The following is a 25,029-nucleotide window of genomic DNA, read 5'->3' on the forward strand; positions in this document are numbered from 1 at the left end:
CTGACTTGCAACCATGAATAAACTCGAGAAAGTTCTCGCACAGATCTATCGGGTCACCACCATCATGGGGGGCTTGGCGATTGCGCTGATGATGATCCACATCACAGCAGACGTTGTCATGCGATTTGTGTTCAACACCCCTATTCCCGGGACAATCACCTACGTCGCGAACTACTACATGTTGATCGCGATTTTCCTGCCACTTGCCTATGCCGAACATACCAACGCGCACATCTCGGTCGAGATTTTTTCTGACAGACTACCTGCCTGTATCAGACGGCATCTTGAAGGCCTGATTTTTCTTGGTTCCTCCATCGTGTGCTTCATTGTGACGGACCGGACCTGGCAGGAAGCGATCCGACGATTCAACTCAGGCACTGCCGTCATGCAGGCTGATCACTCGATCATCACCTGGCCCACTTACTTTTTCTTGCCGATCGGCTTCAGTCTGCTGGGACTCGTCCTGCTGTTGAAGTTCGTCTCGTACGTCATCAGCCTTTTCAAAAAACAAGCGGACTTGAGGATTCATTCATGAGTGACGTTCAGATCGGACTCGCCGGAATCGGGGTATTGATGCTCCTGATCGCGTTACGTGTCCCCATCGGCATCGCACTGATAAGCGTTTCATTCTTCGGGATCTGGTTTGTGATCGGCTTCAACGTGGCCTGGTCATCTCTGGGTATCATTCCCTACAACTTCGGATCGAGCTGGACATTGAGTTCGGTACCAATGTTCCTGTTGCTGGGGTTCATCTGTTATCACACCAACCTGACCCAAGGCATGTTCAAGGCCGCACGAATGTGGCTGTCGTCCATTCCAGGTGGGCTGGCGATCGCTTCGATCTTTGGATCGTCGGGATTCGCTGCGGTGTCTGGCTCATCGGTTGCCTGTTCGGCAGCAATGGGACGGATCGCGATTCCGGAGATGATCAAATACAAATATGACCCGGAGCTGGCAACCGGAACAGTCGCCGTCGCTGGAACCATCGGTGCACTGATCCCGCCATCCATCATCATGATTCTTTTCGGGGTGATCGCCCAGATTCCGATCTCCAGTCTGTTTCTGGGTGGAATCGTGGCGGGTATCGCCACTATGGTGGGCTACATCCTGGTCGTACTGATTCGCGTCAAGCTCAACCCGGCACTTGCACCCGACGTTAACGAGAAGATCCTGCTCTCGGAAAAGATTCATGCCCTCAAGGACACCTGGCCAATCATCCTCATCATGGTGGGTATCTTCGGAGGTTTGTTCAGTGGCATTTTCACACCAACCGAGGCCGGTGCGGTCGGCGCGTTCCTGGCCTGTCTGGTTGCCTTGTTGAAAGGCACACTGAACTGGAGCAATTTTCAGAAGGCCATTATCGAGACACTGGTCACGACGAGCTCCTTGCTGATCATCGCAGTGGGTGCCAGTCTCCTGACGCGGTTTCTGGCGCTATCAGGAGCCGGTAATTTTCTGTCTGACGCGGTCATCGGACTCGATACATCACCATTAGTCATCATCTTCGGAATTGTAATTCTCTATCTTCTGCTCGGCATGTTCCTGGAGCCGATCGGTGCAATGCTCCTGACCCTTCCTATCGTGCTGCCAATTGTAGATGCAACAGGTTTTAGCCTGATCTGGTTCGGGGTGTTGCTCACAAAACTGCTTGAGATTGGCATGATCACCCCGCCGATCGGCATGAACGTATTTGTCATCAAAGGTGTAGTGGGAAATCTGGTAACCACATCCCAGATTTTCAAAGGAATCCTTTGGTTCCTGGTGATGGACGTGATTCTGGTGGTGCTGTTCATCGCTTTCCCGGACATGATCATGTGGCTACCTCGCTTGATGGAGTGATCCCCAGACTTGCACGACAAGTCACACACCATCATCAACCAGGAGTGAGCACATGACCATTCCAGAAGCGGTTCCGAATCCCTCCACCGAAGAGGTGCTTGCGCAGGTTCCTGACATGGAGGCTGACGATATGGCCACTGCAATCAAGGCTGCTCACAAGGCACTCGGTCCATGGAAAGGCCTGACTCCCAGGGACCGCAGCATCCTGCCTAAGCGATGGCATCAGGAGGCTCAGGGTCACTCGGAGTCACTGGCCACCCAGCTCACCCTGGAACAAGACAAGTCATTTGCAAAGGTACATGCCGAAGTGTTATCGCCCCCCTGTCCGAGAAAGGCAAACAGCACGCCATATGATCGGTCCGCCTATCTTTACACACGAAGCGCTGACCTGATTTTCCGGGTCACAAAGGCGCTGGAGTACGGGATGGTTGGTGTGAACACACCGAGGTTTGTTTCCGGGACAGTGCCATTCTGTGGCGTCAAGGAGTCAAGGATCGGTCGTGAAGGCTCACAGTACGGAATCGAGGAGTTTCTGGAAATTCACCACGTGTGTGTGGCTGAGTTCTTACATATTCACTGACAGAATATCGCCCCGAATTCAGTCGGGGCGATATCAGACCGGTTTAGCCGGACGGATTACTTGTTCTGGAGGATGATTCGACCTTTTACCTTGCCCTGCTCCAGATCGTTAACTGCCGAATCAGCCTGATCGAGGTTGCGGATCTCCAGAGGAATATCGGTGAAGTTATTGCCATGAGCAAATTTCACCAGTTCCTTGAGCTCTCCCAGGCTGCCAGTGTAGGAACCGATCACAGAGATGGCTTTCGTGATGATGACCGGAATGGGATAGCGGAGTTCTCCACCATGCAGACCGACAATGACTAGCTTGCTGCCTTTTTTGAGCACACTCAGGCCAAGATTGACGGACTGCTCATTACCCACGAAGTCAAGAACAGCATACGTACGATTGTTAGTCTCGGAAAGGATCTTTTGTGAAACACCGTCTTCAGTTGGATCATACGCATGCTTTGCGCCGGACTCTTTTGCGATTTCTCTCTTATCTGCGGAAATATCAACAGCATGAATATTCTTGATACCCATTGCAGACAGCATCCTGATGGCAAGCTGGCCCAGTCCGCCGCATCCAATCACAACCACGCTGTCGACATCCGCAACCGGGAGCACTTTCTTGATTGCGGAATAGACAGTAAGCCCCGAGCAAGCCAGCATGGAAGCCCGGGCTGGATCAAGCCCGGTCACATCCACCAGATGACGCCGGTGCGGGACAACGAGGTATTGCGCATACCCGCCAGGGCGGAACACCCCGAGCGAGGCTGGCTTTGTGCAAAGGTTCTCCTGATCAGTGGTGCATTCGTGACATTCGCCACAACCAACCCATGGATACACCAAAAACTGTTTTCCGACCATGGACTGATCGCCATTGTCAGCAACGTCGGCAACTGTGCCGATCACTTCGTGCCCCAGCGTAACCGGCAGACGGATGCCTCGGTCTTCAAGCGTCAGTTTCTTGCCATCACCAAGTCCGTAAAAACCTTCATGGATATGAACATCGCTGTGGCACACACCACAAAAATCGGTTTTAACCAGAATTTCATTTCCTGAAACCTTAGGGAGTTCGTGCTCAGCAGCAAATATTTTTCCGCCAAATTCTTTGAACTCATAGCGAACATAGCTGGATGGGCGTTCGATAGCAGTCTGCATATTCTCTCGTTCCTGTTGTGTTTGAAAATAACATCCTCACCAGAAATTATAATATCTGGTGAGCTGGATTTATTTTGCCTAATCTAATTAAATAGACGTGTTGAAATATAATTTTTATTCACACTAGTATAAATACCATTGACGCAAACCATATTACGTAACATAATCAATTTAGGCAAGTTGATTTTCTGGCCTCATTACAATACAGCTCATTTTATTAATTCAAACTCAATTAAAGTCAACCAGGAAAAATATAATATGAAATCTAGAAAGTTTGGCAAGCTCAGCAAGTATGCGCTGGCACTGGCATCCGCCTCTGCCCTTTCCTTTTCTGCCCAGGCAGATGAGCTTCGGTTCGCACTTGGCTTTCCAGCTGGCGTACCACTTGAGGCCGCCAAAGCCTACTCCAAGGCCGTCTCGGACCTGACTAGTGGAGAGCTCACTGTCCGGGTGTACGAGCTGTCCTTGCTCAACCACAGCGAGATGTCCTCTGGCGTAGGCGATGGCATTGCCGACATTGGCTACCTTCTGACCGCCTACTCGCCATCTGATTACCCCTACTCCAATATGGCAGCAGATCTGTCCATGAAGCTCGCGCTTGACAACTCGATCGCTGGCAAGGAAGGTCTTGCTTACTCAGGTGCCATGCTTGAGCAAATTCTGCTGAACTGTCCCGAGTGCCTTAAGGAGTTCAAGGACAACAATCAGGTTTACACCAGCGTTGTATCAACACCTGCATATGGCCTGTTCTGCAACATGCCCATCACTAAAGCTGAAGATCTTGCTGGCAAGCGGATCCGCACATCGGGTGCACCGTGGGCTCGCTGGGTCAGAAGCTTTAACGCCTCACCCGTGGTGCTTCCCATCGGTGAAGTCTATGAAGGCTTGAGCCAGGGCGTAATCGATTGCACACTGATGTCCGCACCGGAGCTGACCAACTTCAACCTCAAGGAAGTGGTCAAGAACATCAATATGGACGTACCAGGTGGACTGTATGCAGCTGGCGGCTCTTCGACACTGAACCGTGACCGCTGGAACAGCTTTGATGACAAGACCAAAGAAGCGATGCTACGTGCCGGCTCTGTCATGTCTTCTTACGTCACCTACCTGTACCAGGAACAGGCTGACAAAGACCTGACTGAAGCCAAAGCACGCGGGATCAACATTGTGAACGCAGATCCCAAACTGCTAGAGTCGTCGCGTGAGTTCATTCGTGGCGACCTGGCCTTTATCCCCCAGTTCTATGTAGATCAATACAAAATTGACCCGAAACGCGCACAGGAGCTGACCGACAACATGTCCAACCTGATCGACAAATGGAAAGCACTAGTCGTGGACGTTGACAATCCTGACGATCTGACCCAGCTGTACTGGGATCAGGTTTACTCCAAGATTGATCCCAAAACGTACGCGGCAGATTAATTTAGGTCGTAAAAAGGCACGCGTCAAACGCGTGCCTTTTTACTTGGTGACACGGTGTGCGACACGCGCCGAACACAGGCAAAGTGATTCGCGCAATCGTATCCACATCTCTGCGCCCCCTCCCCCCCCGCAGAGCGATGAAAAAACTGGCGCCCTTGCCTCCCGACTTCCGCCCCGCAACACTGCGCACTGGACAAATCCGTTAGACGGACTGCTGGCACCAGTGTTCTCCTCCGTCTCACTGGATAAAAACGCCACAGCGTGCTTGAACTCACGGGCGCCACCCAGACTGACCGGACTAACCCTTGATCGGGGCACCTGAAAACGCGACAGGAATGGTCAATATTCGGAAAAGGTACAACCTCACAGGGTTAACCCTAGTTCTGGTTGGAGAGATGACACTATAAGATGGATCGTCATCTACGAAACCGCGCCAGATACGCGCGTAAACGTACATAGCGTCTTTGCATCCCCTCCTGAATGGAAGCTTGCCTTCATGTCCACGACTACCACTTTGGGCGTTAAAGTTGATAACGCGATTCGCGACCGTCTCAAGCGTGCATCAGAAAGGCTGGGTTGTACCCCCCATTGGTTACACAAGCAAGCACTCATTGCCTACATTGAGGCGATCGAGAAGGGTCAATTACCGGCGGAAATTTCTTTTTTATCGTCAACCGATCCGGACTCGACCGATGATGTAGGCAATGCCGAGTCTTACAGTCCATTCTACGAATTTGCTCAGGACATCCTGCCACAGTCGGTTCTGCGCTCTTGCATCACGTCTGCTTACAGGCGACCCGAGACCGAACAGATTCCCATGTTGCTGAGCCTGGCCAGATCCTCACATCCACGGGAGGTGAACACCCTGGCCACCAGGCTTGTGCAGGACCTGCGAGCAAAACCCAGCACCGGCGGCGTTGAAGGACTTATCCAGGAGTTTTCCTTGTCAAGCCAGGAAGGCATCGCACTGATGTGCCTGGCCGAAGCCCTGTTACGTATCCCTGACCGAGCCACCCGCGATGCACTCATCCGGGACAAGATCAGTCGAGGCGACTGGCGCTCTCACATGGGGGAATCCTCGTCCTTGTTCGTGAACGCAGCAACCTGGGGACTGATGCTGACAGGCAAGCTCGTGGGGGTGAGCAGCGAACGCAATCTGTCTCACGCGCTCACACGGCTGATCGGTAAAGGTGGTGAACCCCTGATTCGCAAAGGTGTGAACGTTGCCATGCGAATGATGGGAGAGCAGTTTGTTTCCGGGCAAACCATCGCGTCGGCGCTGGCTAATGGCAGAAAATTTGAAGCCAAAGGGTTTCGCTATTCATACGACATGCTAGGTGAAGCGGCGACGACCGCCGATGACGCACAGCGTTACTTTCTGTCCTATCAACAGGCTATCCATGCCATTGGCAAAGCGGCCCAGGGAAGAGGCATTTACGAAGGCCCAGGCATCTCGATCAAGCTTTCTGCCCTTCATCCAAGATACTGCCGTGCACAACGTGAGCGAATGATGCAGGAACTGCTGCCACGGCTGCTCGTACTGGCGCGCCAGGCACGGCAGTACGACATCGGGTTGAACATTGATGCCGAAGAAGCCGACAGGCTTGAGCTCTCGCTGGATCTGCTCGAAGCCCTGTGTTTTGATGAGGAGCTTAATCGCTGGAACGGCATTGGGTTCGTGGTCCAGGCCTACCAGAAACGGGCCCCCTTCGTCATCGATTATCTGGTCGACCTGGCCAAGCGTAGCAACCATCGAATCATGATTCGCCTGGTCAAGGGTGCCTACTGGGACACCGAAATCAAACGGGCGCAGATCGATGGCCTGGAAGGCTACCCGGTTTACACACGCAAGGTGTATACCGACATGTCGTATCTTGCTTGCGCCAGAAAGCTGCTGGCATCGCCACAATACGTCTACCCTCAGTTTGCCACGCACAACGCACAGACACTATCTGCCATTTACTACATGGCAGGCAACAATTACTACCCGGGGCAATACGAATTTCAGTGTCTGCACGGTATGGGCGAGCCCTTATACGAGCTTGTCACTGGCCCGGTCTCGCAAGGCAAGCTGAACCGCCCTTGCAGGATCTACGCCCCAGTTGGCTCACATGAGACATTACTGCCATACCTGGTGAGACGATTGCTGGAGAACGGGGCCAACACGTCATTTGTCAATCTGATCGGCAACGAAGAGATCAGCGTGTCGTCACTGGTAGCCGATCCCGTCGCTGTCGCAGAGAAGATCGTTCCGATTGGTTCTCCTCACGACAAAATCCCGCTACCTCGTGACCTGTACTGCATCTCAGGGCGTCGCAACTCGATCGGTCTGGATCTGTCCAACGAACAACGGCTTGCGTCATTGTCGGGCTCACTGCTCAACAGCACCTCGCTCGAATGGCGAGCCATGCCGATGATCGATGAGATGCAAACCACGTGGAACCCGGCAGACGCACGTCCGGTACATAACCCGGCAGATCATCGGGACATTGTCGGGCACGTCATGGACACCGATCCGGACCTGATCCCGAAAGCCATCGAACAGGCTCTCAACGCTTTCGGCATCTGGGCGTCGACACCTGTTCAGGAGCGTGCCGAATGTCTGTCACGAGCTGCCCAGATACTGGAAGACGAGATGCAGACCCTCATTGGTCTGATCGTTCGAGAAGCCGGAAAATCTCTGCCTAACGCCATCGGAGAGGTGCGCGAGGCGGTTGACTTTTTGAGGTATTACAGCAACCAGATCAAGGACGGTTTCTCGAACGACACCCATCGACCTCTCGGACCCGTGGTGTGCATCAGTCCCTGGAACTTTCCACTGGCAATATTTACCGGGCAAGTCAGCGCCGCACTGGCTGCTGGCAATACCGTTCTGGCCAAGCCTGCCGAGCAAACCAGCCTTGTCGCAGCGGCCGCGGTCAACGCTCTGAGACGCGCAGGAATCCCCGAAGGTGCGATCCAGCTCCTGCCCGGACGTGGCGAAACGGTCGGATCGGCGCTGGTGAGCGATCCTGCGGTGCGTGCTGTCATGTTCACGGGTTCAACCGAGGTTGCCAGAGTCATCGCTGCCTCGCTGGCTGAACGCCTCGACAATGAAGGCCACACCATTCCGCTGATCGCCGAGACGGGTGGACAGAACGCCATGATTGTTGACTCGTCTGCCTTGTGTGAACAAGTCATCCAGGACGTGCTGGCTTCGGCCTTCGATTCGGCAGGTCAGCGATGTTCTGCGCTACGCGTCCTTTGCGTACAGAATGATTGCGCCGATCATGTGATCAGCATGTTACGGGATTCAATGCGTGAACTCTCGATCGATCGTCCGGACAAGCTTTCCACTGACGTGGGCCCGGTCATTGACGCCGAGGCGCAAAGAGCCATTCAGTCACATATCGTGCGTATGCGCGAATCCGGTAAACGCGTGGACCAGATCGACCTGGGGCCCGCAACCCGCCATGGCACGTTTATCGCCCCCACGCTCATCGAAATCAGTCAGATCAGTGAACTGGGTCGAGAGGTTTTTGGACCCGTGCTCCACGTCCTGCGCTACCGACGAGAGCAATTGAATGAACTGATCGATGCAATCAATGCGACCGGATATGGGTTGACCTTTGGCATTCACACCCGCCTTGATGAGACGATTGCGCAGGTCAGTGAACGAATCCGTGTGGGCAACATTTACGTCAACCGAAATATCGTGGGTGCGGTTGTAGGAGTGCAGCCATTTGGTGGCGAAGGCCTGTCAGGAACCGGGCCCAAAGCTGGCGGACCGCTCTATTTGCGCAGACTGCTAGCAACCCAACCAGACGAGATGCCTGAAAGCATTGAAAGCGCGCTCGCAGCAAAGGCCCCAGTCATTCTGGAAGGTCCGACCGGAGAGAGCAACACGTACCTGCTCAAGCCGCGTGGACAAGTCATTTGCAAGGCCGTTAGTATCAAAGGGATACAGGCACAACAGGATATCTGCGTTCAAACCGGCAACAGGATGCTGCTGATCGACACTCCGGTCGCACGCGAATTCGTCAAGCAGATGGTCGACCAGAAAGCCCCGTCTTCAGGCGCATTCTGTGAGTTGGTTTCGCACGAGGACTGGATGAATCAGTCTTTTGAGGCAGCCCTTTTTGAAGGTGACGGTGACGCACTTATTGCCTTCAATCAAGTCCTGACTCAACGCAATGGTCCAATCGTGCTTGCCCAAGGACTCTCGAGCGATGAAATCGAAGCCGGTATGCATTATCGACCGGAACCCTTATTGCGAGAAGTCTCCATCAGTGTCAACACGGCAGCGGCTGGCGGTAACGCCAGCCTCATGATGATCGGGTGAAGAGGTAATGGAGTCATATGCCTGAAGTCGCAAGCTTCCCAGTCCGTGGGTGGTAGCAGACAGGCGCCCGGTGTCCACTACCGCGCCTGCATGGGTTGAGATGGCACGGCTAAGGCTCCAACACCCCATCATACCTTTGACGTTCAGCATCACTGTCGTAACGAGCTGATTTTCGTACACCAGTTGCCGGGATATTCTATGCTGCCAGTCGTTACGAGCATGACGTACATGACGCGAGCGCCTCATACACTCGCCCACTCGAGTTGCCCTCGACTAAAGACTGGCTAAAGGGAGATCCGAACTGCAAAAGAGCCGCCCATGCCATGAGCACACGAGTTCGTAAATATTCGGTGAGGACGTCCGGCTCTTTGATTCTGGCCCACACGGCTCCGAATCTCACCGGCACAGAACATCCCGGTAGTTCTTGCGCAGCGGATACATCCAGATGTCCTTGATGGGCAGAACCTGCTTGCTGCTTCGACTCTTCTTGCCTCGACCTGTTGTTCTTCCAATGCATTGCCAGTTGGCGGCCTTGTAGCAAGTGCCCGCATGGCGCGGGCTCTCAACGAAGGTTTCGAGTAGCACTGGCTGATAGTCGTAGCGCTGCTGCCAGTCATGGGGTAACTGTCGGGCGATTCTGGCCAGGATCTTTGACGCCAGCCCCTTGGAGTGAATCCAGGGCAGGATCAGAAACCGGGTGTTGTTGATCACTTTGTGCAGATTGCGCTGACGTTGCTCGTCGGTCCAACCAATCAGACGCTCGCGATCGGCAAGTTTCCAGGCGCTCGCACCGAATCCGAGCAAGGCCACCAAGGTGTCGCCTGCATAGACCTGGTACCGCATCTGATGGCCTGAGAGCGGCGTGTAGCCCAGATAGTGGTAGCGAGCCATGAACTCGTTCCACAATCGTGATTGCGGGCCTTGTCCAAGGACAATCTCGATGCGCAGCGGCGGCAACTCATGCACGGGTTGATCGATCTCGAGTTGAGGATCTGTGGCGGGCGTGGGTTCGTAGCGTGCGCGTTGCCTGGGATTGGGTATTTGCGAAACAGGCAGTGTGATCAGACCGTCTTTCTGCAATCGCAACATCATTACCCGACACGTCATCTCGCTCAGGCGTCCGTCCACACCGCGCCAATCCAGTGCTTCGCACACGAGCCGCGAGAGCGGCGAACGTTTGATCCCGGGATGTTCGGTCATCAGTCGGCTGAGCGTGTCCACCAGAACGTTCGCATGATAGCCACCGTAGCGCTTCATGCGGCAGCCTTGAGTGGATTGCTTTGTCTGAGCCCAGCCAGTCTTGCCGCATCCATTTGCCAGGGGATGAAAGGGGTGCAATCGATGGGCGGTTGCCCACCGGCGAGCGCACAGGCCTGCAGGTACTCGGTGAGCCACTGCCGGGGATTGATTCGCCAGAGGTCCAGCGTGGTGAACAAACTGAGCATCGTGGCCACCAACTGGCCACTCGCCTGACTGCCAGAGCCGTAATAGTTCTTGCGTCCCACCACGGCCGGTCGCAGGCTGCGTTCGGATCGATTATTGTCAAGTTCGATCTCGGGATGTTCAACAAAGGTCAGCAACCCCCTCCAGTGACGGGTCATGCTTCGCAAGACAGCGTGTGCCTGTCTGGGCAGAGCGGGCTGCTGCAGTTCGAGATGGCATTGCATCTGCATCCCGGTGACATGATCGTTGAGCGTAAGCGTCCGGGCAAGACAGGTTGACAGAGCTCAAACTGTCGGTGCGGTCCAGTTGTGAGGCAGCAGTTCTTCAATCCGACTGTTCGGATGAGTGGGCAGTCGCGTGAAGATGTCTTTCAAATAGACGTAAGGATCATGCCCGTTCAGGCGAGCACTCTGGATCAGACTCATCACCGCTGCGGCACGCTTTCCTGCGCGCAAGGATCCGGCGAATTGCCAATTGGAGCGGCCCACGGCAACTGGACGAATTTCGGACTCAGCTGAATTATTGTCTATCGGCAGCTGACCGTCCTCCAGATAGCGAACCAATGCCGGCCAATGCTTCAGGCTATAGTCGATCGCCTTGGCCAACTGCGTGCCATCTGTTGCGAGCAGTCGCTGGGATACCAGCCAGGCACGATATCTTTCCATGATCGGTTTGCTGCGAGTTTGCCTGATTCGCCATCGCGCCTGAGTATCAAGATCCTTGCAATCCCGTTCGATGTTGTAGAGCTCCCGGATGATCACCAGCGCCTGATCAGCCACATCACTACCCGTTGCCTTGTGCAAGTCGAAGAAATATCTTCTGGCATGCGCCATGCAACCAATGTGCGTCACACCCTCGGCCATCAGACCGTGGTAACCACCATAGGCGTCGCAAACCAACTGACCTTTCCAGCCTGCCAGAAACGACTCGGGATTGACTTTGCCCCGATTGTCATGGAACTCGTAAATGACAGCTTTGAGCTGCTCGAACCGACCCGAGACGTATGTCCAGATAAACGAGCGATGGGTCTTGCCCGAACCGGGTTTGAGCATCGGCACGTGGGTTTCATCGGCATGCAACACTGGCAGCTTTAGCATGCACTGGCGTAATGCATCAACCAGGGGTTGCAAGCGCACACCACAGACACCGACCCATTGCGACAATGTCGAACGCGGAATCTCCAGGCCAGCTCGTCCGAAGATGCGCTCCTGACGGTACAAAGGCAGATGGTCCTGATACTTGGCCACCATGACATGGGCTAGCAGACCGGGGGTCGGGATGCCCTTGTCGATGATGTGTGGGGGCACCGGTGCCTGGGTTAGCGTCTGGCAAGCGGCACAAGCCCACTTGCCGCGGATGTGACGTTCCACCGTAAACACGCCCGGCGTGTAGTCCAGCTTCTCGCTGACATCTTCGCCAATACGCTTGAGCGCACAGCCACATCCACAGGTGGTGGTCTCAGGCTCGTGATGGAACTCGGTGCGAGGCAGTTCCGGCGGAAATGTGTTGCGCCTGGGTTTGTCCTTGGGTGCAGCCGGTTTGTCGTTCTTGGGCAACAAAGCGGCCAGTTCAGCCTGCATGGCAGCCAGGTCCGCATCGATGTCTTCGTCAAACAGGCTGCGTTGCGCGCCCTTGAAGGCTTCGCTGCGCTTGTCAAAGCGCCAGCGTCGATACACTGCAATCTCCTGGGTGAGGCGAGCGATCTTGAGATCCTTCTCGTTGATCAACTGATCACGCTCACGCAGTACCCGTTCGTGCTCGGCCAGCACCTGGGATTGTGCACCGACAGTCGACATGAGTTCTTGCGCCAGGCGCCTGAGGGCCTGCTCGTCCAAGTGCTCCAATGCGGTGGTGTCAGTGATCATGGGAAACAGTATTACATGCGCGAAAGTATCTCGCCATTGGCACAATTGCCAATTGATTTATATAGAGAAATTCGGTCAAATCTGAGTCGTGAAATCGCTACGCATAGCGTACGATCTCGCCCTTCGACACCCGCTGCCAAGGCAGCCCGAGCACCAGTGCATCGAACTGACTTTGGGTCATCTCCAACCGGCTACTACCCGTCGATTGCGTCCAGGTAAACCCACCATCATGCAACCGTCGTGCGGCCACCCAGACCCCAAACCCATCGGTGATCAGAACCTTGATCCGGTTGCCTCGTCGATTGGTAAACAAATAGGCGTGATGAGCCTGGGCTGCACCAAACACCGACACGACCTTGCCCAGCATGGTTTCCATGCCTGCGCGCATATCGATCGGGTCGCGCGCGAGCCAGTATTGTTCGATGCGCATCATCGCAGCCACTCCCGCAAGAACTCGGCACATTGCTGGCCATCACTCACCGGCCATTCGATCCTCACTTGTTGATTGCCACGTGAGCAACTCACACGAATAGGCTCACGATGCATTTGTGGCGGCGAACTCAAAGCCTGATCCGGGATCGGCTCGCGCTCTGAAGGTGACCAGAGGACAAACGCGGGCTTGTCCTGCGCCAACTGCCGTCGGTGGCGATTGACCCAGTGACCGAGCATCTTGTAGTTGATGCCGAGTTGCCTGGCGACGTGGGCGATGACCGCACCGGGAGCCAGACAGGCCTGGACAGCATCGGATTTGAATTGCGCGCTATATCGGCGACGCGACGTTGGTGGGTTCACCGCAGAGTGGAGCTCGGTCATGGGCATGTCCTGAAGAGTTACATGCCAACATGATCGGCCATCCTGGATTTGCCCTCAATATGTGTTCACCGTTCGCTTACCGTTGAGCAGCTCATCGATCAGCTTGTACTCGTCCACGTCCTCAGTCGTAGCAAGTTGACGGCGTTTGTGATGCAAGGCGTAAAGCTCGGCGATCCGGTCAATCCAGCGCAGTGCCCAGAGGGCATGCTCGGGACACTGATTGGCAACTTGCAGGAAGTCGCGCCGTTGATGCGCCCAGCACAGGGCCAGCTCCACACCGGGTGTGCTGCGCGCGTAGCACTGATAAGCGGCATAGCGATCAGCTGAGAGCACACCCGATGTCACGCCTTGCAGAACCGCCTTCGGAACGCTGGCCGAGCGAGACGGGTCCATCACGAAATGCGCCACATCCGCGCTCTGAAAGACCCAGAGATAGTGGCGGTAACCCGAGCGATCTCCCTGCGCACCGAACACCTCCCAGCGGGTTTCGTCCGCGTGCCAGGCATCAGAAGCACGCAGTCGCTTCAATCCGGCCTGAATCAATGGGGTGAACAGCGGTAGCAGTTGTTGTAGATTGCCTGTGAGCGTGCCCTGGGCAACGGGCAGGCCAATGTCCTGCCACTGTTCGAGCAAGCGATGCGTCGGTATGCCATGGCGATACTTCGAGAGCAAGGCTTCGGTCATGACGGACAGACCGAGTTTGCCGCGATCAAACAATTGGGGTGGTGCGGGTGCGGTCACAATGCCGGGCAGCACCCGACACTGGCAGCTCGCGCGCAGGCGCTTTCGCCGGATCACCCGTCGATACGCCTTGACCTCGATCTCGAGAACCTCCGAGTCCTGGGTGCCGGCCATCTCGACAAATCCCAGACCACACTGCGGACAGCAGCACGGGTCAACATCAATGATCTGCTCCCGTGCAGGCAGGTTTGTCTGTCGGGTTCGCCCATGACCTTGCCAGCCGGTCTGCTGCCCGCGTGGTCTAGGTGCTGGAGCCCCCTCTGGTTTGAGTCCGGATAAAGGCGGTTTGACGGTCCTGGATTGCTCGCTACGCGTTCCAAAGGCCTGCCGCCGCAACCCGCGCAACTGCGCCTTGGTCTGTTCCAGTTCAACCTCTAAAGCCGCACACTTCGCCTTGAGCGCAGTCATCTCTTTCTTGTGGGCGATGCGGATGTTCTCGATTCGCTCGATCGCCCGGGCGTGTAATGACTGATACTGGGCAGCCTGACACTTCAGCTCGATGTGCTCTCGGCGGGTGATGGTAACCCGATCGAGATCAAAAGGCGTAGTGCCCGTGGAGTCGGGCTCAGCGGCGATTGAGTGTTCGAGGGTTGGCAGGCAGTTGTCCATGACGGCAACAGTAGCCTTAAATGAAATTTGTGTCCAGTCATTTTTACAGGACCGAAAAAATGACGGACGTCCTCACCGAATATTTACACGAGTTCGACACGAAGCTTCATAAACACCTGATTTCATTGAAATCAGTTTTTAAATTGCCACTACAGCAGCGTCAGCTGCTCGGGCATTGAAGGTTTCTTTAGCTTCAGTGCACTGAGAACTCCTGATTGTTCCTTTGAGACCGTCGATACCCCTTCAACCGTCTGGTCATTGACCTTCACCTGATGGCGCTGGATGCGACGCAACTGTGCCAGGGCTCTTTCTGGCGATAGTCCTGTATCGGCGAGTCTGAGGCGGTGGCGCATGATCCGGTACAGGATCAGTGCCATGAAACAGATCATGGCGTGAGCCTTGATCCGGTGCGGCAACCGGTGAAACACCGGTGCGATTTCAATTTCTGACTTCAGCACCTTGAAACCACGCTCGATGTCAGCCAGTGACTTGTAACGCTCGACGACCTCTTTCGGGGTGAATTCCTTGGCGTTGGTCACGAGCAGCAGCTTGCCATCGACCAGCTCCGCCTGTTTGAGCGCTTTCTCGTCAATCTGGTAGGTAAACAGATCAGAAGTCAGATCCACTTTGATGATCTTCGCCAGGTGGGCCTGCTTGACCTCATGATAGAAGCGCGCCTTGGCACCACTGTCCGAGAGTCTGCGACCTCGGCTGACTTTGCCGGAATCCTGCCCATCGAGTTTGCTGGCCCACTGGTCTGCCTTGTTCTCCAGTTCCTCGATTTTGGAACGTCGCCACTCGGTCTGGTGCTGAGCAGTTTGCGGGTTATGCGCGACCACCAGACGAAGATCCTGCCAGCGGGTCTCGCTGATGGTTTCGTTCTCCGGGTCGGTGATCGTGTCATTGAACCGTTGCAGGATGTCGTGGAACTCGCCGTAACGCCTGGCGGGTACCGCCAGGATGAATTCGAGTGTCTGGCCCTCATCGAGCTTGAGCGCGAGTAGTTCCTCCAGGTTATCCAGTGAGAGCAGTCCTCGATCGGCCACGATGATCAGTTTGCGGATGTGGGGATAGCGTGCCAAGACCTTCCTGATGGTGGGTAACAGAGTGGCGGTCTCGGACTGATTGCCATCGAACACTTCGTGATAGATCGGCAAGCCTTCGGCGGTCTGCACCACGCCGAGCATGAACTGACGGGCCACCATACCTTCTTTGGACATGCCGTAATGGCGTACATCATCAGAGAGCTCTGTCTGGCCTTCCACCCGGATGGTGGTCAGGTCGTAAAAGACGAGTGATAGATCCTGATCCACCATGGGTTTGAGTTGTCGGGCCACGACAGCCTCGACGGCATCCTGGTGATCCATCAGGGCATCCATGCTGCGCAGTAACTGTTGATGCGTGAGTGCCTTGGTATCGACTTCCGGCAAACTGACCGTCTCCAGCCAGCGAAGCACCCCTAGCTTGGAATCCGGATCACACAGTCGATTGAAGACCATCACCCGAATGGCATGTTCAACCGCGGTGGTGTAGCGTGCCTTGCGAAACACGCCAGCCAGTGCGTCAAACCCGACTTCCTGCCACAGACCGTGTAGTGCCCAGACATCACCCAGCGTCAAGGCAGACTCGAAGGCAACCTGCGGGCCCGCCACCTCGGTACCACGGCCCTTGGCGCGCAAGAGAGAGGCCAACAAGGCATCGACCTGACCGCCGGCGTCGTCCAGGCGACCCAGGGTGGCAATGGTTCGCTGGCGAGCCTTGCCTTCTTCGTTACGGTAGGACTCGACCAGCTGGACGTACTGGTGGCCGCGGGCGGTGGTGAGTTTGATGAACATGACAGGAGTGTAGCAAATCGCCGAATGGTTGCCAACACCCATCATATAATTTGTTGCCACTACAAAAATCTGAAACTGATCAGGCTAACATGTTGATTCAAAACACCTCGGCCGGCGAAAATCCGGGAAAAATGGCATTTGGTGTCGAACTTCTGTGAGCAAGATTCATACTCAGCGAAACGCATATTCCGTGCACGCTTACTTAACCGGTCGGGGTGATGGATGAAGAGGATAGGCTGAAAAACCTCGATCCGAACGGATTACGCAAATCGCTGACATGAAAGAAAACCGCCAGGAACGTTCTATCCGCCAGCCCTCGGCTACAGCCGATGACCACTGCGATCTTAGTCTCGAGTACATTAATGGAACACCCGTTGGGTAGAGCAATCCTGGACTTCTGCACGAAAATAGTCATGAGATGTACCCGAAGCATTCATGCTGGAGCCAGTTCCTGCTTCTTGCGCACAAGATATCCGAACCTCGATTTTTGATCTCGGACCGCATCAACATGACGCCTATTCGACCAAACAAGCCGGCCAACAGCGATATAGTGCTGACATCAACCCGATTTCTGCCGGCGGCGACTGCCATTGTCACTGCTGGAGTCATCGCCGTGATAGCGACCAGTCATGCTCAGCAGTTACCGACGTTAGAACGCTGTCTGAATGAAGCGACAACAGAGCGTGCACTCAATATTTGCGAGATGGCGTCGACCGGGGCCATTGGCTCAGATGTGAAGATAAACGAGGCTGCGATTCACGCCTCTGAAAAGCTCCGCTCCCAGTCACGACACAAAGACGCGATCGAGCTCCTGACGAACCGGCCCAGTACCGCTGCGCTCAATCTGGAACTTGGCAACGTGTATTTCGAGCTGGGTGACGTGCAAAGTGCTGATTTTCACTATGAGATCGCTCTGTTGGCGGGAGTACCCATGACCGACGCAATCCGGGAACGTATGCTCAATGCCGCCTACATCTATGCAGAAGAGCTTCAGTTCTCAGCCGTTAAACCCGAAGCCGCGATTGATGCGTACACGCGTGCCATTGAGCTTGATCCAGACCACATGCGAAGCCACCTCGGCCGGGGCCAGGCCTATTTAACCCTTCAGCAGTTCCAGTTGGCCTGCAAGGACCTGGGACGCGCGATCACGCTAGGCGCAGACTGGACAGGTTACCTGATGCGCGCTCGCTGCCATGATGGGCTCGCTGACACAGAAGCTGCCAGATCCGACTATGAAATGGTCCTCAAACAGTATCCTGGCCACCTCGCGGCAAAACGTGCCTTGAGTATTCCATAACGACACGACCGTGCGCTCACCGTTGCAGCGAACAGCACCCATCCACTGGCAATCGGAGCGCTCAGGTTATTCTCCCGGTGCGATAAAGACCTCGATTGCCCGCTTTGGGGGAAGTCCCAGTCGGTCGACGAGTTCGCTCAACAAAGATTGCAGGCCAGGCAGATCCCGACCCTGGATTTCATACATCTCCATCCAGGTTTGCTGACCGGAAGAATCTGCTTCAGGGCGTCTCAATAACCGGATAGAGACTTCCGGAAACCTTTCATGCACTGTTGTCTCCAGCTCGGCGAGCTGCGTTGCAATCGACGGATACGCTTGTGCGATGAACTTGTAATACACAAACAAAAACACTCGACACGCCCCCTTGCAAGTTCGTCCAGTCCCCATTGGCAGGCCCGAACAATAAAGAAAATTCTACAAAGATCAACAATACCTTTAAGAACGCAACCGAACACGGGACATACGCCCCCTCCTCACCACTCCAGCCCGACTCGATTATCGATCAGTGTGGTGCAATGGTTTACACCAGAACCCGGAACCGAAACCATGTCCATCGTACGCTCACCACAACACACAATCAAAAAGCTGCTGCAAACGAAGTTCGCTCAAACGAAGATCGCTATTTTCTTGCGATGTTGTTGACCGTTCAATTTCAAATAAAATATAATCAAATTACATAATATATTAACTTTCACCATTCTCCTGGTCTGAATTCTTTTGCACGATTTTCGAACGACTTTCGTGCGAAGTTCGCCACTTTGAACTGAACCTCAACCTCACGGCCCAGAGCAAGTGTCACCCCCCTCGTCAATGACTGGATGTGCATGAACTCACCATTCTTTCCATGGCTCAAAGACTCCCGACTTGATGGCAAGACCGTCACAGGAGATCTGTCTGCAGCACTGGTTGTGACGCTGATGCTGATCCCTCAAAGTCTGGCCTATGCCCTGCTGGCCGGAATGCCGGCACACATTGGCCTGTATGCCAGCGTGCTACCGCTGATCGGCTACGCCATTTTTGGGAAGAGCCCAGCTCTCGCCGTGGGGCCCGTGGCCATTGCATCCGTAATGACTTTTGACGCCCTGATTCCTTTTTTCGAACCAGGTTCTTCAGAATGGATAGCAGGCGGAATGTTTCTCGCAGTCGCTTCAGGCCTGATTCTGATGGTCTTCGGTTTCTTGCGATTTGGCTTTATTGCTGCTCTTCTGAGCCATCCGGTCATGAGCGGTTTTGTCACAGGCGCAGCCATCCTCATCATTCTGGGTCAAATCAAAACTCTGACCGGGATACCTGTCACGGGAGGGACGGCATTGCAGCAGTTGCAGCAACTGCTTGCCAACATGGGTGATGTCAACTGGGTGACGTTATCTGTCGGACTATCGACATTTCTCCTGTTGCTTCTGGCACGACGTCTGGCCGGGCGGCTGTTCAAGCTTGCTGGTGTGCGAGGACTCTTGCTCGACATTCTCACCAAGGCAAGTCCGCTGGCAATGATCGCCATCGTGACTCTGGTACTCGTGAGCACAGGCTACAACTCCGATACTCAGACGGTTGGATCGATACCAACTGGTCTGCCGACTCTCATGCTGCCTCCCATTAGTTCAGCTTACAACAGTCTACTGATCTCGGCGCTCCTGATAGGCGTGGTGGGCTTCATCGAGAGTGTGTCTATGGCTCGGGCAATCGGCCGCATACGACAAGTATCAACCGATTCTGATGCCGAGTTGCGCGGTCTGGGTGCAGCCAACTTGCTTTCCGGATTATCTGGAGCCTTTCCAGTCACAGGCGGACTATCCAGATCAGTCGTCAATCTGGATGCCGGCGCCCGTTCTCCGCTAGCTGGCGTGTTCTCCGCCATCCTCATGGTGGCGGTCCTCCTGGGTACAGGTCAGTACCTTGAATCATTACCGCTCGCGAGCCTGGCAGCGTTGATCATCGTTGCAATTTCAAGCTTGCTGGACTGGCACACATTGCGTGAATGCATCCGGTTTGACCGGGCTGATGCCGCCGGCTGGCTCGTCACATTCCTCGGAGTGCTTTTTTTTGGTGTAGAGCACGGCATCATGCTCGGTATCGCACTGTCGGTTGGCACGGTACTGTGGCGTCAGTCGCGCCCACACATCGCGATTATTGGTCGGATTCCTGGGACCGAACATTTTCGGAACGTACAACGGCATCGTGTCGAAACGTTGGACAACGCCGTTTTCCTGCGAGTTGATGCCAACCTGTTTTTTGCCAACTGGGACCGGATCCGGGAATTCATCGACCAGCAAGCACGACATCTAAGCAACAAAGGAAAGGTCGTCCTGAGCATGGCAAGCGTTTCCGACATCGACAGCACGGCACTTGAGGGGCTGCAAGAACTTGCAAGAGACCTCAACTCACGACAGATCGAGCTCTCACTGTGCGAGGTCAAGGGCCCCATATCGGACAAACTTAAACGTGTGCACCTTTTTGAGCAGGTCACGCTTCATCTGTCAAACAACGAGGCGTTTGAAGCTATCAATCGCAATGTACACTGCACGAAGCAAGTGTCTGAACCGACCTGACCCTTGATCTGTTGCGTCTGATCACAAAGCGAAACATCGGAGTTGAAATCGATTACGATTCCGAGAAATCGTGGCTTTTGAGGCTTGAATCATGTCGACTGCGATGACAAACTTGATCGTGCTTTGTGCAATCGTGCTGATCGTAGCTACTGTATTAACAGTGTTTTACGTTGCAGCCACTCGAAAAGGTGGGAGCCAGAAACCTGGCCTGGCAAAACCGCCAAAAGCACACAATCGACGAGTCAACCCAAAGACCGGTGTCATTTCCAGATAAAAGAGGAATCGGTCCTCTCAGGGGAGAGGATGCAAAACCGATTCTCGTCTAATGCCAGATAGCAACCCGAAACCGCCGCGATTCGAACGTCTGCACCTGTCATTTAGAGCGACACAGACACAAAAATCCCGCAACGTCGTAAAGCGATGCGGGATTTTTGTAATGCTGTAATGCAAATTCGGTAACTGGCGGAGGCGGTGGGATTCGAACCCACGATGCAGTTTTTAGCCACATACTCCCTTAGCAGGGGAGCCCCTTCAGCCTCTCGGGCACGCCTCCGGTACAACTTTCAACACCACCAAATTTTTTGTTAGCGTCGAATTAAGTCCATAATTCTATCACGAAGCGGATGCCGGTGTCTCAAGATCAAACGCCTTGTGTAGTGCTCGCACAGCAAGTTCCATGTACTTGTCAGCAATCACGACCGATGTCTTGATCTCGCTGGTGCTGATCATCTGGATATTGATGTTCTCCTGAGCCAGAGTCTGGAACATCAGGCTGGCAATACCCGCATGCGAGCGCATACCAATACCCACAATCGATACTTTCGCCACATCTTCGTCGGCGATCATCTGACGCGCACCGACTGCAGAAATAACGTGCTTCTCGATCAGACCCTTGACCTTCTCGAAATCGTTACGGTGCACGGTGAACGAGAAGTCGGTTGTTCCATCAACAGACTGGTTCTGAACAATCATGTCCACATCAATGTTTGCCTCAGCCACTTTGCCGAGGATCACGTAGGCCACACCGGGCGTATCTGGAACGCCAAGCAGAGTGATCTTGCCTTCATCACGGGTAAAGGCAATCCCGGAAACAACTGCATCTTCCATTTGTGCGTCTTCCTCAAAAGTAATCAATGTGCCGGAACGCATCTCCTGCTCGACAGGCAACTCAGGCGGCGTAAGCGACGACAGCACACGCAGCGGTACCTGATACTTTCCTGCGAATTCGACTGAACGAATCTGCAACACTTTCGAACCGAGAGATGCCATCTCGAGCATCTCTTCAAACGAAATCACATTCAGGCGACGAGCATTGGGCTCGACTCTCGGGTCCGTGGTGTAAACCCCGTCGACGTCGGTGAAGATAAGGCATTCATCGGCTTTGATGGCCGCAGCGACTGCGACGGCTGATGTGTCAGAACCACCTCGCCCGAGCGTCGTGATATTGCCATCCGGATCAATCCCCTGGAATCCGGTCACAATCACGACCTTGCCTGAATCGAGTTCGGCACGAATGCGCTCATGATCGATCGATGTAATCCGGGCCTTGGTGAAGGCTGAATCAGTCTTGATGGGAACCTGCCATCCGGTGTAACTGCGTGCCTGGACACCTTCCTGATGCAACGCGATCGCAAGCAAGCCACTGGAAGCCTGTTCGCCGGTCGATGCGATCATGTCGAGTTCACGACTGTCAGGCGAAGAAGATAGTTCTCTTGCCAGCCCCAAAAGACGATTAGTCTCTCCGGACATAGCCGATGGGACCACCACAACCTGATGACCTGCTGCTTTCCACTTTGCGACACGCTTGGCAACGTTTTTAATCCGTTCGGTGCTCCCCATGGAAGTGCCACCGTACTTCTGAACAATCAATGCCATATTGTCTGTTTCCCTTGACGCAAACTGCGCCCGTTCTTCTTTTTAGCGGTCGGCTCAAACATCGGTGAATCACCCTGAAATACCTGATGTGCGCCAAACCAAAGCTCTATATTGTAACTTGAAGATGAATTTTTCCGCGTATACACCTTATTTCACATCCAGACTGGCGCCATAACAGCACTCGATCGTGTCCAAAAGCATGGACCTGATTTAACTGCCGGCACAGTTCCGCCAGCCGCCTCTGAGAAGGCATCTGAAGCGATAATCGGGCAAGCCAGGTCCGAAGTACGAGACTCTGCTGAGGTGACGTTAGGGCACGCCATCGGCGCAAATCCAAAGTCGTATCAGAATCGCCGATCTGCTCAAGCAACAAACACCCATATTCATCGAGCAAAGCCGATGCCTCCTGGGCTTGTTCGGCATGGCGTGCAAGATTAGGCACCCATCCGGGCCAGTGTTTGCTGATCAACGGTGCGAGCGCCCCCCGGATCATCCCTCTCGCGAGTGACTGATCAGTGTTGCTCGGATCATCTACGGCCTGCCATCCTGTGGCCAATTCAAACTGACGCACGCACCGGACAATTCTGTCGCGCGAAACGCCCAGCCAGGGTCTCAACCACCAGACTGATCGCTGGTACGCATCGGGCGCGTCAACTGATGTGCCACGAATAGCACCACCACCCGCTGCAGCAACCGGTCGCATAGCCGCTGCACCAGACACCCCTGCCCCCTGAACAGCCTTTGAAGCACGGTCTCCGCCTGATCCTGGAGATGGTGTGCCAACAGAACATAAGCCGTATCCGAGCCTATCGCCATCTGCTTTAACGCGTGATGTCGGGCCTTGCGAGCAGCCGCCTCCAGCCCCACTCCCTGATCCAGGTCAACCTTGACGTGACGCACCTGCAGCTCAAGATCCAAAAGTGCAGCCAACTGCTCAACTCGCCCAAGCCATGCGTCGGCTTGCGGCATCAACCCATGATGAACATGAAACAGCCGAACCTGTACATTGTGACGTCGTGCGATCTCGGCCGCACAGATAGCGAGTGCCGAGGAGTCCGGCCCTGCACTAAGACCCACAGCAAACCGCTCAACAAGTTTTGACAATCCAGTTGAAGCCATGGACTTGCGGGGAGTTTCGGCGAGCGAAAGTGACACAGCAAGAGGATCCAGACGTCCGGGTGCAGCAGACTCCGGCGAACCTGCAGTACCAACGCAACCACCTGTGGACTCACCAAAGGCAAAACACTGACCTTCGGCAAGCAGCCTCAGAATAGGATCAACGAGTTCGGAATCTTGTGTCAACACAGCCTCTCGCTACAAGGATTAGACCGCTGTCTCGCCACCTTGGTCGCATCTTTACAGACGGGCCACTCAAACTGTGACAGAGCGTCGCATCCGAGGCGCCAGTCCAGGTCGCTGGGCTTTAACGCATTGACACGGCAGAACTCGGCGCAAACGGCACAAGCCCGAGTCGACACTTGCCCCTGTCACCAATCAGCACGCCGACCAAACGCCGACACTCGCATCGCGACCACGCGATCACGTCCCTTCGGAAATCAGGCTTTAGCTTCCTGAAACTGCCCGTAAGCCAGCAGACGCTTGAGACGATGCTCGACCAACTCTTCAGCATTCATGGCAGACAACTGTCGCAAAGCATCTGACAAGGCACGTCTGAGCAGTCTCGCCATGACACGTGGGTCGCGGTGCGCACCACCGACAGGCTCGTTCACCACCCTATCGATCAGCCCGAACGCCTTCAGTCGATCTGCAGTGATCGCGAGTGCCTGGGCTGCGTCGGGCGCCTTGTCTGGACTACGCCAAAGGATAGAGGCGCAACCCTCTGGAGAAATCACGGAATAGGTCGAGTACTGAAGCATCAGCACGCTGTTGGCCACAGCAATAGCCAGTGCCCCGCCCGAGCCACCTTCTCCAATCACGGTACTGATAACCGGCACCTTTAGTTGCGCCATCTCGAAAAGGTTTCTTCCAATCGCCTCGGACTGACCTCGCTCCTCAGCCCCAATACCTGGGTAGGCGCCAGGTGTGTCAACGAATGTGAAGATTGGCATCCGAAATTTTTCTGCCAGACGCATGAGCCGCAGAGCCTTGCGATAGCCCTCGGGTCTTGGCATCCCGAAGTTCCTTGCCGCACGCTCTTTGGTGTCACGACCTTTCTGATGCCCAACAACCATACAAGGCACATTATTAAAACGTGCCAGACCGCCAACGATCGACTGATCATCCGCGTACATACGATCACCATGAAGCTCATGAAAGTCAGTGAAGATCTCGCGAACGTAGTCAAGCGTGTAAGGACGTTGGGGATGCCTCGCTACCAGTGCGGTCTGCCAGGGCGTCAGCTTGGCGTAAATGTCCTTTGCGAGTGATTGACTCTTTTGTTGAAGGCGAACGATCTCCTCGGAAATATCGACAGCTGAGTCAGCCTGAACGTACCGAAGCTGCTCGATCTTGTTTTCTAGTTCCGCGAGCGGTTGCTCAAATTCGAGAAATGTATTGCGCATCTCGTTGCCGTTGTTCCTGGAGTCAGATTCCACAACCTCACAGTTTAGCAAAATCCAGCGCGAATCCTCGTTTGCACCTTGAGAAATCCATTCGCTAAACCTGCGTGAGCTTCGAAGGCGTGACTTCGTGCCAGTTCGCAACTGCCCCTTAGCGGTGGTTCATGAGCCGTTTCAAT

Annotated in this window: 19 protein-coding genes, 1 tRNA gene and 1 pseudogene; 7 read left to right on the top strand and 14 right to left on the bottom strand. The window is 54.7% G+C overall.

The genetic code is table 11. From position 1 onward, the window contains the following. The first annotated feature begins 13 nt into the window (after positions 1–13). From DBV39_RS07560 to DBV39_RS07570, 3 genes are read left to right on the top strand one after another with little or no spacing between them, the layout of a single operon-like run. Entirely contained in the window at positions 14–535 is a 522-nt protein-coding gene (locus tag DBV39_RS07560) for a TRAP transporter small permease (RefSeq protein ID WP_108621017.1), read from the top strand. After that, positions 532–1,839: a TRAP transporter large permease gene (locus tag DBV39_RS07565; protein ID WP_108621018.1), complete on the top strand. Its 1,308-nt coding sequence runs from the start codon at positions 532–534 to the stop codon at positions 1,837–1,839. The genes DBV39_RS07560 and DBV39_RS07565 overlap by 4 nt, the downstream gene beginning before the upstream one ends. A gap of 52 nt (positions 1,840–1,891) precedes the next feature. Beyond that, positions 1,892–2,419 (top strand): aldehyde dehydrogenase family protein, encoded by a 528-nt coding sequence (locus DBV39_RS07570; protein WP_108621019.1) that lies wholly within the window; start codon positions 1,892–1,894, stop codon positions 2,417–2,419. Positions 2,420–2,475: 56 nt separating this feature from the next. Here the strand turns inward: DBV39_RS07570 and DBV39_RS07575 are convergent, their stop codons facing one another. Beyond that, on the bottom strand, positions 2,476–3,561 hold the full coding sequence (locus DBV39_RS07575; RefSeq protein ID WP_108621020.1) for an alcohol dehydrogenase: 1,086 nt from the start codon (positions 3,559–3,561) through the stop codon (positions 2,476–2,478). A 258-nt stretch (positions 3,562–3,819) separates the two neighbouring features. Between DBV39_RS07575 and DBV39_RS07580 the strand changes: the two genes are divergently transcribed. Together DBV39_RS07580 and putA are read left to right on the top strand one after the other, a co-directional pair. Further along, on the top strand, positions 3,820–4,983 hold the full coding sequence (locus tag DBV39_RS07580; RefSeq protein ID WP_108621021.1) for a C4-dicarboxylate TRAP transporter substrate-binding protein: 1,164 nt from the start codon (positions 3,820–3,822) through the stop codon (positions 4,981–4,983). Between the two features lie 496 nt (positions 4,984–5,479). Next, the gene (gene putA, locus DBV39_RS07585; RefSeq protein WP_108621022.1) at positions 5,480–9,304 is read left to right on the top strand and encodes a trifunctional transcriptional regulator/proline dehydrogenase/L-glutamate gamma-semialdehyde dehydrogenase; all 3,825 of its coding nucleotides are present in this window, start codon (positions 5,480–5,482) and stop codon (positions 9,302–9,304) included. A gap of 396 nt (positions 9,305–9,700) precedes the next feature. Here the strand turns inward: putA and DBV39_RS07590 are convergent, their stop codons facing one another. The 7 genes and pseudogenes from DBV39_RS07590 to DBV39_RS07620 all read right to left on the bottom strand — a co-directional run bounded on the left by DBV39_RS07590 (position 9,701) and on the right by DBV39_RS07620 (position 16,610). Next, complete coding sequence (locus tag DBV39_RS07590) at positions 9,701–10,561, bottom strand: DUF4338 domain-containing protein (protein WP_193853054.1); 861 nt, start codon at positions 10,559–10,561, stop codon at positions 9,701–9,703. Then, positions 10,558–10,977, bottom strand: a pseudogene (locus tag DBV39_RS07595) (IS66 family transposase); the annotation flags it as partial. The gene DBV39_RS07590 and the pseudogene DBV39_RS07595, both read right to left, overlap by 4 nt. A gap of 54 nt (positions 10,978–11,031) precedes the next feature. After that, complete coding sequence (gene tnpC, locus DBV39_RS07600; protein WP_407669283.1) at positions 11,032–12,609, bottom strand: IS66 family transposase; 1,578 nt, start codon at positions 12,607–12,609, stop codon at positions 11,032–11,034. A gap of 100 nt (positions 12,610–12,709) precedes the next feature. Continuing rightward, on the bottom strand, positions 12,710–13,045 hold the full coding sequence (gene tnpB / locus DBV39_RS07605) for an IS66 family insertion sequence element accessory protein TnpB (RefSeq protein ID WP_159078864.1): 336 nt from the start codon (positions 13,043–13,045) through the stop codon (positions 12,710–12,712). Beyond that, complete coding sequence (locus DBV39_RS07610; protein WP_159078865.1) at positions 13,042–13,425, bottom strand: transposase; 384 nt, start codon at positions 13,423–13,425, stop codon at positions 13,042–13,044. Before DBV39_RS07610 ends, tnpB begins: the two co-directional genes overlap by 4 nt. A gap of 54 nt (positions 13,426–13,479) precedes the next feature. After that, on the bottom strand, positions 13,480–14,775 hold the full coding sequence (gene tnpC / locus DBV39_RS07615; protein WP_108621027.1) for an IS66 family transposase: 1,296 nt from the start codon (positions 14,773–14,775) through the stop codon (positions 13,480–13,482). A 149-nt stretch (positions 14,776–14,924) separates the two neighbouring features. Continuing rightward, on the bottom strand, positions 14,925–16,610 hold the full coding sequence (locus DBV39_RS07620; protein ID WP_108623162.1) for an IS1634 family transposase: 1,686 nt from the start codon (positions 16,608–16,610) through the stop codon (positions 14,925–14,927). Positions 16,611–17,118: 508 nt separating this feature from the next. Between DBV39_RS07620 and DBV39_RS07625 the strand changes: the two genes are divergently transcribed. Further along, entirely contained in the window at positions 17,119–17,907 is a 789-nt protein-coding gene (locus DBV39_RS07625) for a tetratricopeptide repeat protein (RefSeq protein WP_159078866.1), read from the top strand. A 66-nt stretch (positions 17,908–17,973) separates the two neighbouring features. Here DBV39_RS07625 and DBV39_RS07630 read toward each other — a convergent pair whose 3' ends face one another. Next, positions 17,974–18,258, bottom strand: a complete 285-nt coding sequence (locus DBV39_RS07630; protein ID WP_159078867.1) for a DUF4936 family protein — start codon at positions 18,256–18,258, stop codon at positions 17,974–17,976. A gap of 473 nt (positions 18,259–18,731) precedes the next feature. Here DBV39_RS07630 and DBV39_RS07635 point away from each other — a divergent pair, with 473 nt between their 5' ends. After that, positions 18,732–20,456, top strand: coding sequence for a SulP family inorganic anion transporter (locus DBV39_RS07635; RefSeq protein ID WP_159078868.1), 1,725 nt, complete (start codon positions 18,732–18,734; stop codon positions 20,454–20,456). 460 nt (positions 20,457–20,916) lie between these two features. Here the strand turns inward: DBV39_RS07635 and DBV39_RS07640 are convergent. The 5 genes from DBV39_RS07640 to DBV39_RS07660 form a co-directional block, all read right to left on the bottom strand. Beyond that, positions 20,917–21,009: transfer RNA gene (locus DBV39_RS07640), tRNA-Ser, on the bottom strand. Between the two features lie 59 nt (positions 21,010–21,068). Then, entirely contained in the window at positions 21,069–22,331 is a 1,263-nt protein-coding gene (locus DBV39_RS07645; protein ID WP_108621031.1) for an aspartate kinase, read from the bottom strand. A gap of 106 nt (positions 22,332–22,437) precedes the next feature. Next, on the bottom strand, positions 22,438–23,034 hold the full coding sequence (locus tag DBV39_RS20605) for a TilS substrate-binding domain-containing protein (RefSeq protein WP_108621032.1): 597 nt from the start codon (positions 23,032–23,034) through the stop codon (positions 22,438–22,440). Beyond that, a complete protein-coding gene (gene tilS / locus DBV39_RS07655) occupies positions 22,944–23,633 on the bottom strand; it encodes a tRNA lysidine(34) synthetase TilS (protein ID WP_108621033.1) in 690 nt (229 codons plus the stop codon). The genes DBV39_RS20605 and tilS overlap by 91 nt, the downstream gene beginning before the upstream one ends. A 254-nt stretch (positions 23,634–23,887) precedes the next feature. Next, positions 23,888–24,853 carry an acetyl-CoA carboxylase carboxyltransferase subunit alpha gene (locus tag DBV39_RS07660; protein WP_108621034.1) on the bottom strand — a complete coding sequence of 322 codons (966 nt, stop codon included), beginning with the start codon at positions 24,851–24,853 and terminating at the stop codon, positions 23,888–23,890. Positions 24,854–25,029 lie beyond the last annotated feature (176 nt).

The organism is Orrella marina (assembly GCF_003058465.1).
Classification (GTDB): domain Bacteria; phylum Pseudomonadota; class Gammaproteobacteria; order Burkholderiales; family Burkholderiaceae_B; genus Algicoccus; species Algicoccus marinus.

What these genes read in the sequence shown, in the direction of transcription:
- DBV39_RS07660 (WP_108621034.1), bottom strand. Translation starts at nt 24,853, where the DNA reads ATGCGCAATACATTTCTCGAATTTGAGCAACCGCTCGCGGAACTAGAA.
- DBV39_RS07580 (WP_108621021.1), top strand. Translation starts at nt 3,820, where the DNA reads ATGAAATCTAGAAAGTTTGGCAAGCTCAGCAAGTATGCGCTGGCACTG.
- DBV39_RS07635 (WP_159078868.1), top strand. Translation starts at nt 18,732, where the DNA reads ATGAACTCACCATTCTTTCCATGGCTCAAAGACTCCCGACTTGATGGC.
- DBV39_RS07625 (WP_159078866.1), top strand. Translation starts at nt 17,119, where the DNA reads ATGACGCCTATTCGACCAAACAAGCCGGCCAACAGCGATATAGTGCTG.
- DBV39_RS07565 (WP_108621018.1), top strand. Translation starts at nt 532, where the DNA reads ATGAGTGACGTTCAGATCGGACTCGCCGGAATCGGGGTATTGATGCTC.
- DBV39_RS07570 (WP_108621019.1), top strand. Translation starts at nt 1,892, where the DNA reads ATGACCATTCCAGAAGCGGTTCCGAATCCCTCCACCGAAGAGGTGCTT.
- DBV39_RS07560 (WP_108621017.1), top strand. Translation starts at nt 14, where the DNA reads ATGAATAAACTCGAGAAAGTTCTCGCACAGATCTATCGGGTCACCACC.
- DBV39_RS07645 (WP_108621031.1), bottom strand. Translation starts at nt 22,331, where the DNA reads ATGGCATTGATTGTTCAGAAGTACGGTGGCACTTCCATGGGGAGCACC.
- DBV39_RS07620 (WP_108623162.1), bottom strand. Translation starts at nt 16,610, where the DNA reads ATGTTCATCAAACTCACCACCGCCCGCGGCCACCAGTACGTCCAGCTG.
- DBV39_RS07575 (WP_108621020.1), bottom strand. Translation starts at nt 3,561, where the DNA reads ATGCAGACTGCTATCGAACGCCCATCCAGCTATGTTCGCTATGAGTTC.
- putA (WP_108621022.1), top strand. Translation starts at nt 5,480, where the DNA reads ATGTCCACGACTACCACTTTGGGCGTTAAAGTTGATAACGCGATTCGC.
- DBV39_RS20605 (WP_108621032.1), bottom strand. Translation starts at nt 23,034, where the DNA reads ATGCGACCGGTTGCTGCAGCGGGTGGTGGTGCTATTCGTGGCACATCA.
- tnpC (WP_108621027.1), bottom strand. Translation starts at nt 14,775, where the DNA reads ATGGACAACTGCCTGCCAACCCTCGAACACTCAATCGCCGCTGAGCCC.
- tnpB (WP_159078864.1), bottom strand. Translation starts at nt 13,045, where the DNA reads ATGATGCGCATCGAACAATACTGGCTCGCGCGCGACCCGATCGATATG.
- DBV39_RS07610 (WP_159078865.1), bottom strand. Translation starts at nt 13,425, where the DNA reads ATGACCGAGCTCCACTCTGCGGTGAACCCACCAACGTCGCGTCGCCGA.
- DBV39_RS07590 (WP_193853054.1), bottom strand. Translation starts at nt 10,561, where the DNA reads ATGAAGCGCTACGGTGGCTATCATGCGAACGTTCTGGTGGACACGCTC.